This is a genomic window from Pantoea sp. FN0302 (assembly GCF_050113775.1).
Lineage (GTDB): Bacteria > Pseudomonadota > Gammaproteobacteria > Enterobacterales > Enterobacteriaceae > Mixta > Mixta alhagi.
This window is the reverse complement of the sequence record NZ_JBNJSM010000001.1, coordinates 1,273,315-1,288,098: the sequence shown is the minus strand read 5'-3', so window position 1 is coordinate 1,288,098 and position 14,784 is coordinate 1,273,315. Positions and strand designations below refer to the sequence as shown.

General features: G+C 52.8%; 15 protein-coding genes, 1 pseudogene and 1 other annotated feature. Of the genes and pseudogenes, 15 read left to right on the top strand and 1 reads right to left on the bottom strand.

Annotated elements, in window-relative coordinates; genetic code table 11:
- The first annotated feature begins 61 nt into the window (after positions 1-61).
- The 15 genes and pseudogenes from thrS to ACQE32_RS05855 all read left to right on the top strand — a co-directional run bounded on the left by thrS (position 62) and on the right by ACQE32_RS05855 (position 13,464).
- On the top strand, positions 62-1,990 hold the full coding sequence (gene thrS, locus ACQE32_RS05925) for a threonine--tRNA ligase (protein WP_426972739.1): 1,929 nt from the start codon (positions 62-64) through the stop codon (positions 1,988-1,990).
- Between the two features lie 3 nt (positions 1,991-1,993).
- Positions 1,994-2,536, top strand: coding sequence for a translation initiation factor IF-3 (gene infC, locus ACQE32_RS05920; RefSeq protein WP_038626364.1), 543 nt, complete (start codon positions 1,994-1,996; stop codon positions 2,534-2,536).
- Between the two features lie 96 nt (positions 2,537-2,632).
- Positions 2,633-2,830 carry a 50S ribosomal protein L35 gene (gene rpmI, locus ACQE32_RS05915; protein ID WP_038626362.1) on the top strand — a complete coding sequence of 66 codons (198 nt, stop codon included), beginning with the start codon at positions 2,633-2,635 and terminating at the stop codon, positions 2,828-2,830.
- Between the two features lie 40 nt (positions 2,831-2,870).
- The gene (rplT, locus tag ACQE32_RS05910) at positions 2,871-3,227 is read left to right on the top strand and encodes a 50S ribosomal protein L20 (protein WP_010616241.1); all 357 of its coding nucleotides are present in this window, start codon (positions 2,871-2,873) and stop codon (positions 3,225-3,227) included.
- A 113-nt stretch (positions 3,228-3,340) separates the two neighbouring features.
- Positions 3,341-3,465: a sequence feature (Phe leader region), on the top strand.
- Positions 3,350-3,391, top strand: a pseudogene (gene pheM / locus ACQE32_RS05905) (pheST operon leader peptide PheM). (Overlaps the previous feature by 42 nt.)
- A gap of 72 nt (positions 3,466-3,537) precedes the next feature.
- Positions 3,538-4,521, top strand: a complete 984-nt coding sequence (gene pheS / locus ACQE32_RS05900) for a phenylalanine--tRNA ligase subunit alpha (RefSeq protein WP_085071847.1) — start codon at positions 3,538-3,540, stop codon at positions 4,519-4,521.
- A 14-nt stretch (positions 4,522-4,535) separates the two neighbouring features.
- Complete coding sequence (pheT, locus tag ACQE32_RS05895) at positions 4,536-6,923, top strand: phenylalanine--tRNA ligase subunit beta (RefSeq protein WP_427021480.1); 2,388 nt, start codon at positions 4,536-4,538, stop codon at positions 6,921-6,923.
- 4 nt (positions 6,924-6,927) lie between these two features.
- Entirely contained in the window at positions 6,928-7,227 is a 300-nt protein-coding gene (gene ihfA / locus ACQE32_RS05890; protein ID WP_038626354.1) for an integration host factor subunit alpha, read from the top strand.
- 217 nt (positions 7,228-7,444) lie between these two features.
- The gene (locus ACQE32_RS05885; protein ID WP_426972735.1) at positions 7,445-7,876 is read left to right on the top strand and encodes a DUF2502 domain-containing protein; all 432 of its coding nucleotides are present in this window, start codon (positions 7,445-7,447) and stop codon (positions 7,874-7,876) included.
- 101 nt (positions 7,877-7,977) lie between these two features.
- The gene (btuC, locus tag ACQE32_RS05880; RefSeq protein WP_250652562.1) at positions 7,978-8,961 is read left to right on the top strand and encodes a vitamin B12 ABC transporter permease BtuC; all 984 of its coding nucleotides are present in this window, start codon (positions 7,978-7,980) and stop codon (positions 8,959-8,961) included.
- Positions 8,962-8,994: 33 nt separating this feature from the next.
- The gene (locus ACQE32_RS05875) at positions 8,995-9,540 is read left to right on the top strand and encodes a glutathione peroxidase (protein ID WP_426972734.1); all 546 of its coding nucleotides are present in this window, start codon (positions 8,995-8,997) and stop codon (positions 9,538-9,540) included.
- Entirely contained in the window at positions 9,540-10,295 is a 756-nt protein-coding gene (gene btuD / locus ACQE32_RS05870) for a vitamin B12 ABC transporter ATP-binding protein BtuD (protein ID WP_427021479.1), read from the top strand. Before ACQE32_RS05875 ends, btuD begins: the two co-directional genes overlap by 1 nt.
- A gap of 70 nt (positions 10,296-10,365) precedes the next feature.
- Positions 10,366-10,827 (top strand): C40 family peptidase, encoded by a 462-nt coding sequence (locus ACQE32_RS05865; protein WP_426972732.1) that lies wholly within the window; start codon positions 10,366-10,368, stop codon positions 10,825-10,827.
- Between the two features lie 380 nt (positions 10,828-11,207).
- A complete protein-coding gene (locus tag ACQE32_RS05860) occupies positions 11,208-11,948 on the top strand; it encodes an EAL domain-containing protein (protein WP_426972730.1) in 741 nt (246 codons plus the stop codon).
- Between the two features lie 76 nt (positions 11,949-12,024).
- A complete protein-coding gene (locus ACQE32_RS05855) occupies positions 12,025-13,464 on the top strand; it encodes a protein adenylyltransferase SelO (RefSeq protein ID WP_426972729.1) in 1,440 nt (479 codons plus the stop codon).
- A gap of 169 nt (positions 13,465-13,633) precedes the next feature.
- Here the strand turns inward: ACQE32_RS05855 and ACQE32_RS05850 are convergent, their stop codons facing one another.
- Positions 13,634-14,680 carry a 3-deoxy-7-phosphoheptulonate synthase gene (locus ACQE32_RS05850; RefSeq protein ID WP_426981609.1) on the bottom strand — a complete coding sequence of 349 codons (1,047 nt, stop codon included), beginning with the start codon at positions 14,678-14,680 and terminating at the stop codon, positions 13,634-13,636.
- Positions 14,681-14,784: the final 104 nt, after the last annotated feature.

Below are 14,784 nucleotides of genomic sequence, written 5' to 3'. Positions count from 1 at the left end.
TTCTAACCAATGTTTGCATGTAATCTTTCGTGTGGGTTACCACTGCAATTAAGGATATGAAATGCCTGTAATTACCCTTCCTGACGGCAGTCAGCGCAGCTTTGACCGACCTGTTAGCGTGATGGATATTGCGCAAGATATCGGTCCAGGGCTGGCAAAAGCCTGTATCGCCGGTCGCGTTAATGGCGAACTGGTGGATGCGGTTGATCCAATCGCCGAAGATGCCAGCGTTGCTATTATCACCGCTAAAGATGACGCAGGTCTGGAGATTATCCGCCACTCCTGCGCGCATCTGCTAGGTCACGCCATGAAACAGCTCTGGCCCAACGCGAAAATGGCTATCGGTCCGGTTATTGATAACGGTTTCTATTACGATGTCGACCTCGATCATACTCTGACGCAGGAAGATCTCGATCGGCTGGAAAAGCGCATGCATGAGCTGGCCGAAACGAACTATGACGTCGTTAAGAAAAAAGTCAGCTGGCAGGAAGCGCGTGACGTCTTTGCCGCACGCGGTGAAAACTATAAAACCACCATTCTTGATGAGAATATCAGCCATGACGATCGTCCTGGTCTGTATCACCATGAAGAATATGTCGATATGTGCCGTGGGCCGCACGTGCCTAATATGCGTTTCTGCCATCACTTTAAACTGCAGAAAATTGCGGGCGCTTACTGGCGTGGCGACAGCAGCAATAAAATGCTGCAGCGTATTTATGGCACCGCATGGGCGGATAAAAAGCAGCTGAACGCTTATCTGCAGCGTCTGGAAGAGGCGGCCAAGCGTGACCATCGTAAGATCGGTAAGCAGCTTGATCTCTATCATATGCAGGAAGAAGCGCCGGGTATGGTATTCTGGCACAACGATGGCTGGACTATCTTCCGTGAGCTTGAAACTTTTGTTCGCAGTAAGCTGAAAGAGTACCAGTACCAGGAAGTTAAAGGTCCGTTCATGATGGACCGCGTCCTGTGGGAAAAAACCGGCCACTGGGAAAACTATAAAGAAGCGATGTTTACCACCGCTTCTGAGAACCGTGAATACTGCATTAAGCCGATGAATTGTCCCGGCCACGTGCAGATTTTCAATCAGGGTCTAAAATCATACCGCGACCTGCCATTACGTATGGCGGAGTTCGGCAGCTGCCACCGTAACGAGCCTTCCGGCGCGTTGCATGGTCTGATGCGTGTGCGCGGCTTTACCCAGGACGACGCCCATATCTTCTGTACGGAAGAGCAGGTGCGTGCTGAGGTTAACAGCTGCATTAAGATGGTGTACGACATGTACAGCACCTTCGGTTTTGAAAAAATCGTGGTGAAGCTGTCTACCCGTCCGGAAAAACGCATCGGCAGCGATGAATTATGGGATCGTGCTGAAACGGATCTGGCTGCGGCGCTGGAAGAGAACGCGATTCCGTTCGAATACCAGCCGGGCGAGGGCGCATTCTACGGTCCTAAAATTGAATTCACCCTGCATGACTGCCTGGATCGTCCATGGCAGTGTGGTACCGTACAGCTCGATTTCTCATTGCCGAGCCGTCTGAGTGCCTCTTATGTAGGTGAAAATAACGAACGACAGGTGCCGGTGATGATTCACCGTGCTATTCTGGGTTCAATGGAACGCTTTATCGGTATTCTCACTGAAGAATACGCCGGTTTTTATCCAACCTGGCTGGCACCGGTACAAGCGGTGGTGATGAATATCACCGACGGGCAGTCTGATTATGTCAACGAATTAACGCGAAAATTACAGAATGCGGGCATTCGTGTAAAAGCAGACTTGAGAAACGAGAAGATTGGCTTTAAAATCCGCGAGCACACATTGCGTCGCGTCCCTTATATGTTGGTTTGCGGTGATAAAGAGGTAGAAGCCGGTAAAGTGGCTGTACGTACCCGCCGCGGTAAAGACCTTGGGTCCATGGACGTGGATGTGCTGATCGAGAAGCTGCAGCAAGAAATACGCAGCCGCAATCTTCATCAATTGGAGGAATAAGGTATTAAAGGCGGAAAACGAGTTCAACCGACGCGTCCCAATCGTATTAACGGTGAAATCCGTGCTACCGAGGTGCGTCTGACTGGCGTCGAAGGCGAGCAGCTTGGTATTGTTAGTTTACGCGAAGCTATTGAAAAAGCTGAAGAAGCAGGTGTTGATTTAGTTGAAATCAGCCCTAACGCCGAACCGCCGGTTTGTCGTATAATGGATTACGGCAAGTTCCTCTATGAAAAGAGTAAGTCTTCTAAGGAACAGAAGAAGAAGCAGAAAGTTATCCAGGTGAAGGAAATTAAATTCCGCCCTGGTACCGATGAAGGCGACTATCAGGTCAAACTACGCAACCTGATTCGTTTTCTGGAAGAAGGCGATAAAGCCAAAATCACCCTGCGTTTTCGCGGTCGTGAGATGGCGCACCAACAGATCGGTATGGAAGTGCTTAACCGCGTGAAAGAAGATCTGAGTGAACTGGCAGTAGTTGAATCTTTCCCTTCGAAGATTGAAGGCCGCCAGATGATCATGGTGCTCGCACCCAAGAAGAAACAGTAGGCTTTCAAGTAATAATGTCGCGCAGCGTTCGCGCTGTGCGATTTTATTCGCCTGTCTGGTTCATTTTATTAACAATGCGAAGTGGATATTTTATAAATGCCTAAGATTAAAACTGTCCGTGGCGCGGCTAAACGCTTTAAAAAAACCGGTAAAGGTGGCTTTAAGCACAAGCACGCGAACCTGCGTCATATCCTGACCAAAAAATCAACCAAGCGTAAACGTCACCTGCGCCCGAAAGCCATGGTGTCTAAAGGCGATCTGGGTCTGGTTATTGCCTGCCTGCCGTACGCATAAGTTAATTTTTTCAATCAGAATATAGAACAGGAGAGCTCAAATGGCTCGTGTAAAACGTGGTGTAATTGCTCGCGCACGTCACAAAAAAATCTTAAAACAAGCTAAAGGCTACTACGGTGCACGTTCACGTGTTTACCGCGTTGCCTTCCAGGCTGTTATCAAAGCTGGTCAGTATGCTTACCGCGATCGTCGTCAGCGTAAGCGTCAGTTCCGTCAGCTGTGGATTGCGCGTATCAACGCTGCAGCGCGTCAGAACGGTATCTCTTACAGCCGTTTCATCAATGGCCTGAAAAAAGCGTCCATTGAAATTGACCGTAAAATCCTGGCCGACATCGCCGTATTCGACAAAGTGGCTTTCACTGCACTGGTTGAAAAAGCGAAATCAGCTCTGGCGTAAGTCAGATGGAAGAGGGAGCGTGCTCCCTCTTTTATTTTATGTAACCGTAGCAAAAGATTGACTTTTCCGCCTGCTGGCATTTCAATAGAGCCGTCTAACGCAAGCGACAAGGTAAACCAAGCATGCACGCTATTTTTCGTTTCTTTTTTTACTTTAGCACCTGAATTTTGGGGGCTTGTGCGCGAAAAAAGAAACGAAAAATCGCACTGAAAGCCTCCCTCGTGGAGGCTTTTTTATTTTCCGCGAACTGATATGGACTTCTGGTCCCCACCTGAAACAGCCCGGCCTTAGGCTGGAAGAAGAGGAAACAATGTCCCATCTCGCAGAGCTGGTTGCCAACGCCAGGGCAGCCATTGAACATGCGCAGGATGTTGCGGCGTTAGATAACGTCCGCGTCGAATATCTGGGCAAAAAAGGGCATCTGACCCTGCAGATGACCACCCTGCGCGAACTGCCGGCCGAAGAGCGTCCTGCGGCAGGCGCGGTGATTAACGAAGCCAAACAGCAGGTGCAGGAAGCGCTTAACGTGCGTAAAGACGCGCTGGAATCCGCCGCGCTAAACGCGCGTCTGGCTGCAGAAACCATCGATGTTTCCCTGCCCGGACGTCGGGTAGAAAACGGTGGCCTGCATCCGGTAACCCGTACCATCAATCGCATTGAAGACTTTTTTGGCGAGCTGGGTTTTGCTGTAGTTACCGGACCGGAAATCGAAGATGATTATCATAACTTCGATGCGCTGAACATTCCGGGTCACCACCCGGCCCGCGCCGATCATGACACCTTCTGGTTTGACGCCACGCGCCTGCTGCGTACCCAGACTTCTGGCGTACAGATCCGCACCATGAAAAACCAGCAGCCGCCGATTCGCATTATCGCGCCGGGCCGCGTTTACCGTAACGACTACGACCAAACGCATACGCCGATGTTCCATCAGATGGAAGGCCTGATTGTCGATAAAGATATCAGCTTCACCAATCTGAAGGGCACGCTGCACGATTTCTTGCGTAACTTCTTTGAAGAAGATTTGCAGATCCGCTTCCGTCCTTCCTATTTCCCGTTCACCGAGCCATCTGCGGAAGTGGATGTCATGGGTAAAAACGGCAAATGGCTGGAAGTGCTGGGCTGCGGTATGGTGCATCCAAACGTGCTGCGCAATGTCGGCATCGATCCGGAAGTCTATTCTGGCTTCGCTTTCGGCATGGGTATGGAACGTCTGACCATGCTGCGTTATGGCGTGACCGATCTGCGCGCTTTCTTCGAAAACGATCTTCGTTTCCTCAAACAGTTTAAATAAGGGCAGGTTATCCAATGAAATTCAGTGAACTCTGGTTACGCGAATGGGTAAATCCGGCTCTTGACAGTGCGGCCCTGGCGGAACAAATCACTATGGCCGGTCTGGAAGTTGACGGCATTGAACCGGTCGCCGGCGCTTTCCATGGCGTAGTGGTTGGCGAAGTGGTCGAATGCGCTCAGCATCCGAACGCCGATAAACTGCGCGTAACCAAGGTCAACGTCGGCGGCGATCGCCTGCTGGATATCGTCTGCGGTGCGCCAAACTGCCGTCAGGGGCTGAAAGTGGCCGTGGCCACCGTCGGGGCCGTGCTGCCGGGCGATTTTAAAATCAAAGCGGCGAAACTGCGCGGTGAGCCGTCGGAGGGCATGCTCTGTTCTTTCTCTGAGCTGGGCATCAGTGATGATCACAACGGCATTATCGAACTGCCTGCGGACGCGCCGATTGGCACCGATATCCGTGAATATCTGCAGCTGAACGATAACAGCATCGAAATCAGTATCACGCCAAACCGTGCCGACTGCTTTGGCATTATCGGTATCGCACGTGACGTCGCGGTGCTGAATAGCCTGCCGCTCAACGCGCCGGAAATGGTTGCGGTGCCAGCGACCATCAGCGATACGCTGCCGATTCGCGTAGACGCCACCGATGCCTGTCCGCGCTATCTGAGCCGGGTGGTCAAAAATATCAATGTGAAGGCGGCCACGCCGTTGTGGATGAAAGAGAAGCTGCGTCGCTGCGGCATCCGCTCTATCGATCCGGTGGTAGACGTGACCAACTATGTGCTGCTGGAGCTGGGTCAGCCGATGCACGCCTTCGATCTGGATTGCATTGATGGCGGCATTGTGGTGCGCATGGCGCAGCAGGATGAAGCGCTGACGCTGCTTGATGGCAATGAAGTGAAGCTGAACAGCGACACGCTGGTGATTGCTGACCATCATAAACCGCTGGCAATGGGTGGCATCTTTGGCGGCGAGCATTCAGGCGTGAATGAAGAGACCACAAACGTGCTGCTGGAATGCGCCTGGTTTGCGCCGCTGGCGATTGCCGGCCGCGCACGTCGCCACGGTTTGCATACCGATGCCTCCCATCGCTATGAGCGCGGCGTCGATCCGACCCTGCAGCAACAGGCAATGGAGCGCGCGACGCGCCTGCTGCTGGATATTTGCGGCGGTGAAGCGGGCCCGGTTGTGGATACCAGCGCGCAGGATAAGCTGCCGGTACGCGCCACCATCACGCTGCGTCGTGAGAAGCTGGATCGACTGATTGGTCATCCTATTGCCGATGCGCAGGTTACCGATATTCTGCAGCGTCTGGGCTGTGAAGTAAGCGTAAGCGAAGGCGAATGGCGCGCGGTAGCACCGGGCTGGCGCTTTGATATGGCGATTGAAGAAGATCTGGTTGAAGAAGTCGCGCGCGTTTACGGCTATAACAACATCCCGGACGTGCCGGTTAAAGCCTCGCTGGTGATGACGCAGCATCGTGAAGCGTCGCTGTCGCTAAGGCGCGTAAAAAATCTGCTGGTGGATAAAGGTTACCAGGAAGCCATTACCTACAGCTTTGTCGATCCCAAAGTGCAGGCTCTGCTGCACCCTGGCGAAGAAGCGCTGCTCCTGCCCAGCCCCATCTCCAGTGATATGTCTGCGATGCGTCTCTCGTTGTGGACCGGTCTGCTCTCTGCCGTGGTCTATAACCAGAACCGCCAGCAGAGCCGTGTACGCCTGTTTGAAAGCGGATTACGCTTTGTGCCAGATACTCAAGCAGATTTAGGTATCCGCCAGGATGTTATGCTGGCTGGCGTACTGAGCGGTAACCGCTACGAAGAGCATTGGGACCTGGCGCGTCAGACCGTCGACTTCTATGATTTAAAAGGTGATTTGGAATCGGTACTGGAACTGACCGGTAAACTGGATGCCATTGAATTTCGTGCCGAAGCTAATCCGGCCCTGCATCCGGGGCAAAGCGCAGCGATCTATTTACAGGGTGAACGCATCGGATTTATCGGTGTGGTGCATCCGGAGCTGGAACGCAAGCTGGATCTCAATGGCCGCACCTTAGTGTTTGAACTGCTTTGGAATAAGGTTGCAGACCGCGTCCTGCCTGATGCGCGCGAGATTTCGCGCTTTCCGGCAAACCGTCGCGATATCGCCGTTGTGGTGGCTGAAACGGTTCCCGCAGCAGATATCATTGCGGAGTGTAAGAAAGTTGGCGCAAATCAGATAGTTGGCGTAAACTTGTTTGACGTGTACCGTGGTAAGGGTGTAAACGAAGGTTTTAAGAGCCTTGCGATAAGCCTGATTTTGCAAGATACCAGCCGGACACTCGAAGAAGACGAGATTGCCGCAACCGTCGCCAACTGCGTTGCGGCATTAAAAGAGCGATTCCAGGCAACCTTGAGGGATTGAACCTATGGCGCTTACAAAAGCTGATATGTCGGAATACCTGTTTGAAAAGCTGGGGCTGAGTAAACGGGATGCCAAAGAGCTGGTTGAACTGTTTTTTGAAGAGGTAAGAAGAGCTTTGGAAAACGGCGAGCAGGTCAAACTGTCTGGATTTGGCAATTTTGATCTTCGCGATAAAAATCAACGGCCGGGGCGTAACCCGAAAACCGGTGAAGATATCCCTATCACCGCGCGTCGTGTGGTGACATTTCGTCCTGGACAAAAGCTGAAAAGCCGCGTCGAGAACGCTTCCCCTAAAAACAGCTGATCTGTCAGCACCATAAAGGCCGCCTCGTGCGGCCTTTTTTATGGGTGTTTTACCGGCTGCTTCATCAGCACGGATTTTCCGCCTTTTCCATAAAGTCACCACAATGTAAGGAATGCGTAAGGCGCGGGAAAATAAGCCGAAAATCGGCTCAGGCTGATAGTGACAGCTACCTGATCACAGGTATAAACAGGGGATGAAACATGATGAGGTTACCCCGATGAACATAAAAAAATTACTTCCAGGTATCGTGCTGAGCATCGTGGCGGCGCTGCCCGTTGTCGCCAGCGCTGACGTTTCGTTTGATCTGACACCTGCTGGCGTAACGATCCATATTGGCGATCGCGATCATCGAGGCTACTACTGGGATGGTTATGACTGGCGAGCTCCAAAATGGTGGCAGGAGCATCATGGACGTCATATTGGCGAGAAGGGGCCGCGCGGCTACTGGAATGGCAACGGGTGGCAGCCACATCGACCTGAAGCGCATCAGCAGCAACCCGTGCGTAAAAAGCCGGTTACGCATCATCAGGAACCGGCACGCGATCGCCCGACGGCGCACCGTGACGCATCCGGTAGCGATCGACTGGCCGCAGATCAGCAGGCTCATGGCGCAGCAGGCCATCGTCCCGATTTCCAGCCGCACGGTTAAGCACATTATGCCGGACGACTGTGTCCGGCTTTTCTTATTCCTTTCTTTTTCTGCCTTAGCCACTACAATCAAATCTCTGTTTTCCTTATAAAACTATAGCTATGTCGCTGCTAACTGAACTCTCCCGTCAGGCGGATCGTCGCGCTTATCGCTGGCTGGTCTGGCTGAGCGCTATGCTGCTGGGCGTTACGCTGGTAAGCCTGTGCGCGGGAGAGACGTGGATTCTGCCTGACCGCTGGCTAAGCGAGGAGGGCAAGCTGTTTGTCTGGCAACTGCGTCTGCCGCGCACGCTGAGTGTGTTGCTGGTTGGCGCCTCGCTGGCAACGGCGGGGTGCGTAATGCAGGCGCTGTTTGAAAACCCGCTGGCGGAACCCGGCCTGCTTGGCGTATCAAACGGCGCGGGGCTCGGCCTTGTGCTGTGTGTGCTGCTGGGAAATGGCGATTTCTGGGCGTTCAGCCTGGCAGCCATTGCCGGTGCGCTGCTGGTCACGCTGATCCTGCTGCGTTTTGCCCGTCGTCATCTTTCTAACAGCCGACTGCTGTTAGCGGGCATTGCGCTGGGGATTATCTGTAGTGCGGCGATGACCTGGGTGGTTTATTTCAGCAGTAATCTCGATCTGCGACAGCTGATGTACTGGATGATGGGCGGCTTTAGCGGCATTGACTGGCGCTACCGCTGGCTGATGCTGGCGCTGCTGCCGGTGCTGATCTGGCTGAGTGGGCAGGCGAAAATTCTGAATCTACTGGCACTGGGCGAAACCAGCGCCCGTCAGCTTGGCCTGTCACTTTATCTCTGGCGCAACCTGCTGGTGGTGGCGATTGGCTGGTTGGTTGGTGTTAGCGTAGCGCTGGCCGGGGCAATTGGCTTTATTGGGCTGGTGGTGCCGCATTTGCTGCGGCTGAACGGGCTCACCGATCATCGTATGCTGCTGCCCGCCAGCGCACTGGCCGGGGCCGCCGTATTGCTTGCTGCCGATATCATTGCCAGACTGATACTTACCGCAGCGGAATTGCCCATTGGCGTTGTCACCGCTACGCTGGGGGCGCCGCTGTTTATTTGGTTATTACTCACTCAGCACCGTTAAGGGCTGTACCACACACCGAAACAGGAAACGCGCATGAGCATTTATGATACTGAACTGGTTATGCTGGATGGTAAACGCACCACGCTGGGACAATGGAAAGGCGATGTACTGCTGATAGTTAACGTCGCTTCTCAGTGTGGACTGACGCCACAGTATAAAGAGCTGGAGAACCTGCAGCGCGCCTGGAATAAGTCCGGCTTTAACGTGCTCGGTTTTCCGTGCAACGCCTTTCTTGGTCAGGAGCCAGGCAGTAATGAAGAGATCAGGGAGTTTTGCGACACCAACTACGGTATCAGCTTCCCGATGTTCAGCAAGATCGAAGTGAACGGTCCTGAGCGTCATCCGCTGTATCAGCAATTGATCGCCGCCTGCCCTGAAGCGGTCGAGCCAGAAAACAGCGGCTTCTATGAGCGTATGGCAAGTAAAGGACGTGCGCCGAAAGAAAAGGGCGATATTTTATGGAATTTTGAAAAGTTCCTCGTGGGGCGCAACGGTGAAGTGGTACAGCGTTTCGCGCCGGATATGACGCCGGAAGATCCTATTGTGATGGAAAGCATCAAGCTCGCGCTGGCAAAATAATGTTGTTGTCCATTGAGCAGGCGACCGTCCCGGGACGCCTGCAGGCTTTTAGTGCCCAGGTGAAAAGCGGCGATCTGGTTCATCTGCTTGGTCCCAATGGTGCCGGTAAAAGCTCCTTGTTAGCGCGTCTGGCCGGGCTGTTACCAGGCGCAGGCGTGGTGCGTCTTATCGGTAGGCCGCTGGAGGGGTGGCCGCGGGCGGCGCTGGCGAGACGGCGTGCCTGGCTACCACAGCAGCAGCAACAGTTGGGGCAGATGGCGGTTTTCCACTATTTACAGCAACATCTGATCGGGGCAAAATCCGGTCAGGATATGCTGCTGTCACGTCTGCTGGCTGCTTTTCAACTGCATGATAAGCTTACGCGTTCGTTAAGCCAGCTTTCCGGCGGTGAATGGCAGCGCGTCAGGCTTATGGCGGTATTGCTACAGGTTTGGCCGTGCGTCGCGCAGCCGGCAACGCTGCTGCTACTGGATGAGCCTTACGCCGGTCTGGACGTGGTGCAGCAGCAGGCGCTGGATCGCGAGTTAACCGCTTTTTGCGAGGCGGGCGGCGCGGTGATCACCAGCGGTCACGATGTTAACCATAGCCTGCGTCATGCGCGCGACGTATGGCTGATGCAACAGGGTAAAGTTATCCGCCAGGGACGGGCTGAGGCGGTCCTGCAGCCTGATACGCTGCGTATGCTGTATGGGCTGACGTTTCGTAAGCTACAGTCGGAAGGAGAAAGCTGGTTAGTGGCTGAAGAGGCGCGCTGAGAAGATTGCCAGCGTCAGGACTTACCGTTACAGTTAGCCCGGCTCCGCTCATACAGGATGGACTCAGGTTATGCGAATCGGTGTATTACTTTTGCTTAGTGTATTGCTTGTCGGCTGTAGTCATCATGCGCCACCGCCTAATGCGCGACTTTCTGATTCAGTTACCGTTATTGCCGAGCTGAACGATCAGCTAAGCCGCTGGCAGGGTACGCCCTATCGTTACGGTGGCCTGAGCCGCAGAGGTATCGACTGCTCTGGATTTGTTTATCTGACATTTCGCGATCGCTTTAATTTACAACTGCCGCGCAGTACACGCGACCAGAGCGATACAGGCACGCGCATCGATAAAGATCAGTTACTGCCGGGAGATTTGGTCTTTTTTAAGACTGGCCGTGGTGAGAATGGTCTGCACGTAGGCATTTATGACAGTGATAAAAGGTTTATCCATGCTTCTACCAGCAAAGGGGTAATCCGCTCTTCACTGGATAACAGTTACTGGCAAAAAGTATTTTGGCAGGCGCGAAGAATTTAAGATTAACCTGTTGAAAAAGCATCAATCGATTCAGAAAATGCTCATTTAATCAGCGCTTAAAATATGGAATGATATACCGGTAATGCAAATCGACAATGAATGAAATTTCAGCTTTACATAAGCAGTCTTTTTAATTGCTCAGTAAGTAAGATATTCCCGAAAACAACGAGAATGATCACTAAATCTTATTTATTTGGCTGATTCAGCGTAGAGAAACATAAGCGGTCATAAAGGTAAATTTGCGTTATATAGTTTAGTATCAGCAGTTTACTGCGTTAAAAGAAGCAGGGGCGGGCATTACTTATCATTAAATATACTATTGATTGTAATATTTCCTTGGTATAGGATGCGCGAATTGCCACTTTTTTATGGCTAAAAAAATGACAACAACAGTTTTTGCTGATTATTTTATTCATACAGCCTTCAACCCTGTTTATGCTTTAAATGGCCGATTACTTGCCGTAGATTTGCTATCCAGCTTTACACATACTTCTCTTAATGTTGTTGTGCCGCAGGATATTCTGTTACCTCAGTTCGACGGCGAACAGCGCTTGCAAACCTTACAAAAGCAGATCAGCGTTATTGAGCAGTATCACGACTTTTTCCTGCGGAATAATGTTGCAGTAATTTTGAACGTGGATGAAGAGATGGTTGAAACCCTTTTATCCAGCGAGTTTTTGCTACGTAAATTGCGACCGCTGCAGGCGCTGGAATTAGGGCTGAGTGAGAGTTTTCCTAACTTCAGGGCGGGAAAAGATAATCCGTTATTAAGCAGCCTGAACGATAATTTTAAATTAACCCTGACTAATTTTGGCTCAGGCAAAGCGCCTGCAAAAGCGGTTTACGATAATTTGTTTCATCGCATCCGGCTGGATAAATATTTTTTGCAGCAGACGCTGAAGCGCGCCTCATATCATTCCATGTTAAAGGCGATCGTTTATCAGGTAAGCGATCACTGCCAGCAATTTATCGTATCGGGCATTGACGATCTCACTACCCTGGAAAAAGTCGCCCCATTCGCCTTTACCGGTATGCAGGGCGCGCTGTTCCCCCCGGTTCCAGACAGCGAGCTGGCCGCTCTGATGGAGCCACCTCACGGCTTTTCTGACGGTCAATGCTGATAAACCCACGCGGTTTTCTGTTTACCACGGCATAACAGGGTTACACTTAAACTCTACTGCGGTAAACGGAGGCAGCATGGAGTTTAATAACACCTGGCATAACGAACTAAGCGGATTTTATACCGCGCTGAAGCCAACACCGCTGAAACAGGCCCGCCTGCTTTATCATAGCGAGGCGCTGGCGCGCGAGCTGGAACTGGATGAAAGCTGGTTCAACCAGGAAAATACCGGCGTCTGGAGCGGTGAAACGCTGTTACCTGGCATGCAACCGCTGGCGCAGGTCTATAGCGGCCATCAGTTTGGCGTCTGGGCCGGGCAGCTGGGCGATGGTCGCGGCATTCTGCTGGGCGAGCAGCAGCTGAGCGATGGCAGAAAATTTGACTGGCACCTAAAGGGAGCAGGCTTAACCCCATATTCACGTATGGGAGACGGGCGCGCTGTGTTACGTTCAACCGTGCGTGAGTTTCTCGCCTCTGAAGCCCTGCATCATTTAGGCATTCCCACCAGCCGGGCGCTGACCATTGTGACCAGCGATGATCCTGTTTACCGTGAAACCAAAGAGCGCGGGGCGATGCTGTTGCGCGTGGCAGAAAGCCATGCGCGCTTTGGTCATTTCGAACACTTCTTTTATCACGGCGAACCGGAAAAAGTACGCCAGCTGGCAGACTACCTCATCCATCATCACTGGCCGTCACTGGCGTCAGAGCCGGATCGCTATCTGCTGTGGTTTAGCGATGTGGTGGAGCGCACAGCACGCCTTATCGCCGCCTGGCAAAGCGTGGGCTTCGCTCATGGAGTGATGAATACCGATAATATGTCGATTCTGGGCCTGACGCTGGATTATGGGCCCTACGGTTTTCTGGATGACTATCAGCCTGGCTTTATTTGCAATCATTCGGATTATCAGGGACGTTACGCCTTTGATAATCAGCCGATGATCGGTTTATGGAATCTTAACCGGCTGGCGCATGCGCTGTCGGATCTGATGACTACCGAACAGCTTAAGCAGGCACTGAGTCTCTACGAGCCGGCATTAATGACGGCATGGGGCGAAAGAATGCGCGCGAAGCTGGGCTTTTTAATGCCGCAGGCGGAAGATAACGAGCTGTTGACCGGATTGCTGGCGTTAATGAGCCAGGAAGGGAGTGATTATACCCGCACCTTCCGTATGCTAAGCGAGACGCAGCAGCAGGAGAGCCGCTCACCGCTGCGTGACGAGTTTATCGATCGTGCCGCGTTTGACCAGTGGTATCAGCGCTATCAGCAGCGCTTATTAAAAGATGAGTGCAGCGATGCTGAACGCCAGCAGCGAATGAAAGCGGCGAACCCGGCGGTTGTTTTACGTAACTATCTGGCGCAGCAGGCGATTGAAGGCGCGGAACGCGATGACATCACCATGCTGCGACATCTGCATCAGGCGTTGTGTAATCCGTTCAGCGATGCGCCAGAATATGCTGATTTAACCCGACGTCCGCCGGATGAAGGTAAGAAAATCTCGGTAAGCTGTTCCAGCTAATCGCAGGGTGTCAGCGGATCTGGTACGGAGGTTCACTGCACTGAACTCAGGGCGCGGTGAGTGCAGGCAGAAAAGTAAAGCGGCCCGCGTCATAGAGGGCGCGGGCCGGGGAGCTGTTTTGCGTGTTTACGCTCGGCCTGTACTCCCGGGGCCGATGCCGATTTTTTAACTAAAAGCGGCTGTCGACTGCATCGGCGAGCTGTGCCAGGACCGCTTCGCTATCTTCCCAGCTAAGACAGGGATCGGTAATGGACTGACCATAAGTGAGTGGCTGTCCGCTTACCACTGGCTGATTGCCTTCCTGCAAAAAGCTTTCAATCATCACCCCGGCAATGGCGCGCGATCCGTCACGGATCTGCTGCGCTACCGATGCAGCTACGTCACGCTGGCGGCGATGCTGCTTCAGACAGTTGCCGTGGCTGAAATCCACAACCAGATGCTCTGGCAGATCAAAGGCACGCAGGCTGGCGACCGCATCAGCAATATCCTGTGCATGGTAGTTTGGCACTTTTCCACCGCGCATAATGATATGGCCGGAAGGATTACCGCTGGTCTGATAAATGGTCATCTGGCCATGCTTGTCAGGCGAAAGGAACATATGGCTTACCCGTGCCGCCCGGATGGCATCGACGGCAATGCGCGTATTGCCATCGGTACCGTTTTTAAAACCAACCGGGCAGGAGAGGGCGGAGGCCATTTCACGATGGATCTGGCTTTCCGTGGTGCGCGCGCCAATTGCCCCCCAGCTTACTAAATCGGCGATAAACTGGCCGATCACCATATCAAGAAACTCTGTCGCGGTAGGCAGGCCCAGCGCATTGATATCCAGCAGAAGCTTACGCGCGATAGCAAGCCCTTCATTAACACGAAACGAGCCGTCAAGATCGGGGTCGGAAATCAGCCCTTTCCAGCCAACAACGGTACGGGGCTTTTCAAAATAGGTGCGCATCACGATTTCAAGGCGGGAATGATATTTATCATGCAGCGCCTTGAGTTTAGCGGCATATTCCAGCGCGGCGCGCGGGTCGTGTAGCGAGCAGGGGCCTATAATCACCAGCAGGCGCGCATCCTCGCCGGAAAGAATGCGCGCAATGCGCTGGCGCGCCGAGGTGACATTCGCAGCAATAGCTTCGCTTATCGGATATTGCTCTGCCAGCGCTGCGGGCGTCACCAGCGTATCGATGCGAGCAGTACGCAGTTCATCAGTTTTGTTCATTGAGATCTCAAAATAATGTCTTCACAGCGGCAGAAGTACCGGGAAGTGATGGCGATCACAATAAACCAACCAGCAGTAAATTCAACCGTCCGGAAGGGGTAAAA

Excerpts from the sequence above, each read along its gene's own strand:
- ACQE32_RS05860 (WP_426972730.1), top strand. The coding sequence starts at position 11,208 with ATGACAACAACAGTTTTTGCTGATTATTTTATTCATACAGCCTTCAAC.
- rpmI (WP_038626362.1), top strand. The coding sequence starts at position 2,633 with ATGCCTAAGATTAAAACTGTCCGTGGCGCGGCTAAACGCTTTAAAAAA.
- btuC (WP_250652562.1), top strand. The coding sequence starts at position 7,978 with ATGTCGCTGCTAACTGAACTCTCCCGTCAGGCGGATCGTCGCGCTTAT.
- ACQE32_RS05865 (WP_426972732.1), top strand. The coding sequence starts at position 10,366 with ATGCGAATCGGTGTATTACTTTTGCTTAGTGTATTGCTTGTCGGCTGT.
- ACQE32_RS05885 (WP_426972735.1), top strand. The coding sequence starts at position 7,445 with ATGAACATAAAAAAATTACTTCCAGGTATCGTGCTGAGCATCGTGGCG.
- pheS (WP_085071847.1), top strand. The coding sequence starts at position 3,538 with ATGTCCCATCTCGCAGAGCTGGTTGCCAACGCCAGGGCAGCCATTGAA.
- ACQE32_RS05855 (WP_426972729.1), top strand. The coding sequence starts at position 12,025 with ATGGAGTTTAATAACACCTGGCATAACGAACTAAGCGGATTTTATACC.
- ACQE32_RS05850 (WP_426981609.1), bottom strand. The coding sequence starts at position 14,680 with ATGAACAAAACTGATGAACTGCGTACTGCTCGCATCGATACGCTGGTG.
- ACQE32_RS05875 (WP_426972734.1), top strand. The coding sequence starts at position 8,995 with ATGAGCATTTATGATACTGAACTGGTTATGCTGGATGGTAAACGCACC.
- btuD (WP_427021479.1), top strand. The coding sequence starts at position 9,540 with ATGTTGTTGTCCATTGAGCAGGCGACCGTCCCGGGACGCCTGCAGGCT.
- pheT (WP_427021480.1), top strand. The coding sequence starts at position 4,536 with ATGAAATTCAGTGAACTCTGGTTACGCGAATGGGTAAATCCGGCTCTT.
- thrS (WP_426972739.1), top strand. The coding sequence starts at position 62 with ATGCCTGTAATTACCCTTCCTGACGGCAGTCAGCGCAGCTTTGACCGA.
- ihfA (WP_038626354.1), top strand. The coding sequence starts at position 6,928 with ATGGCGCTTACAAAAGCTGATATGTCGGAATACCTGTTTGAAAAGCTG.
- rplT (WP_010616241.1), top strand. The coding sequence starts at position 2,871 with ATGGCTCGTGTAAAACGTGGTGTAATTGCTCGCGCACGTCACAAAAAA.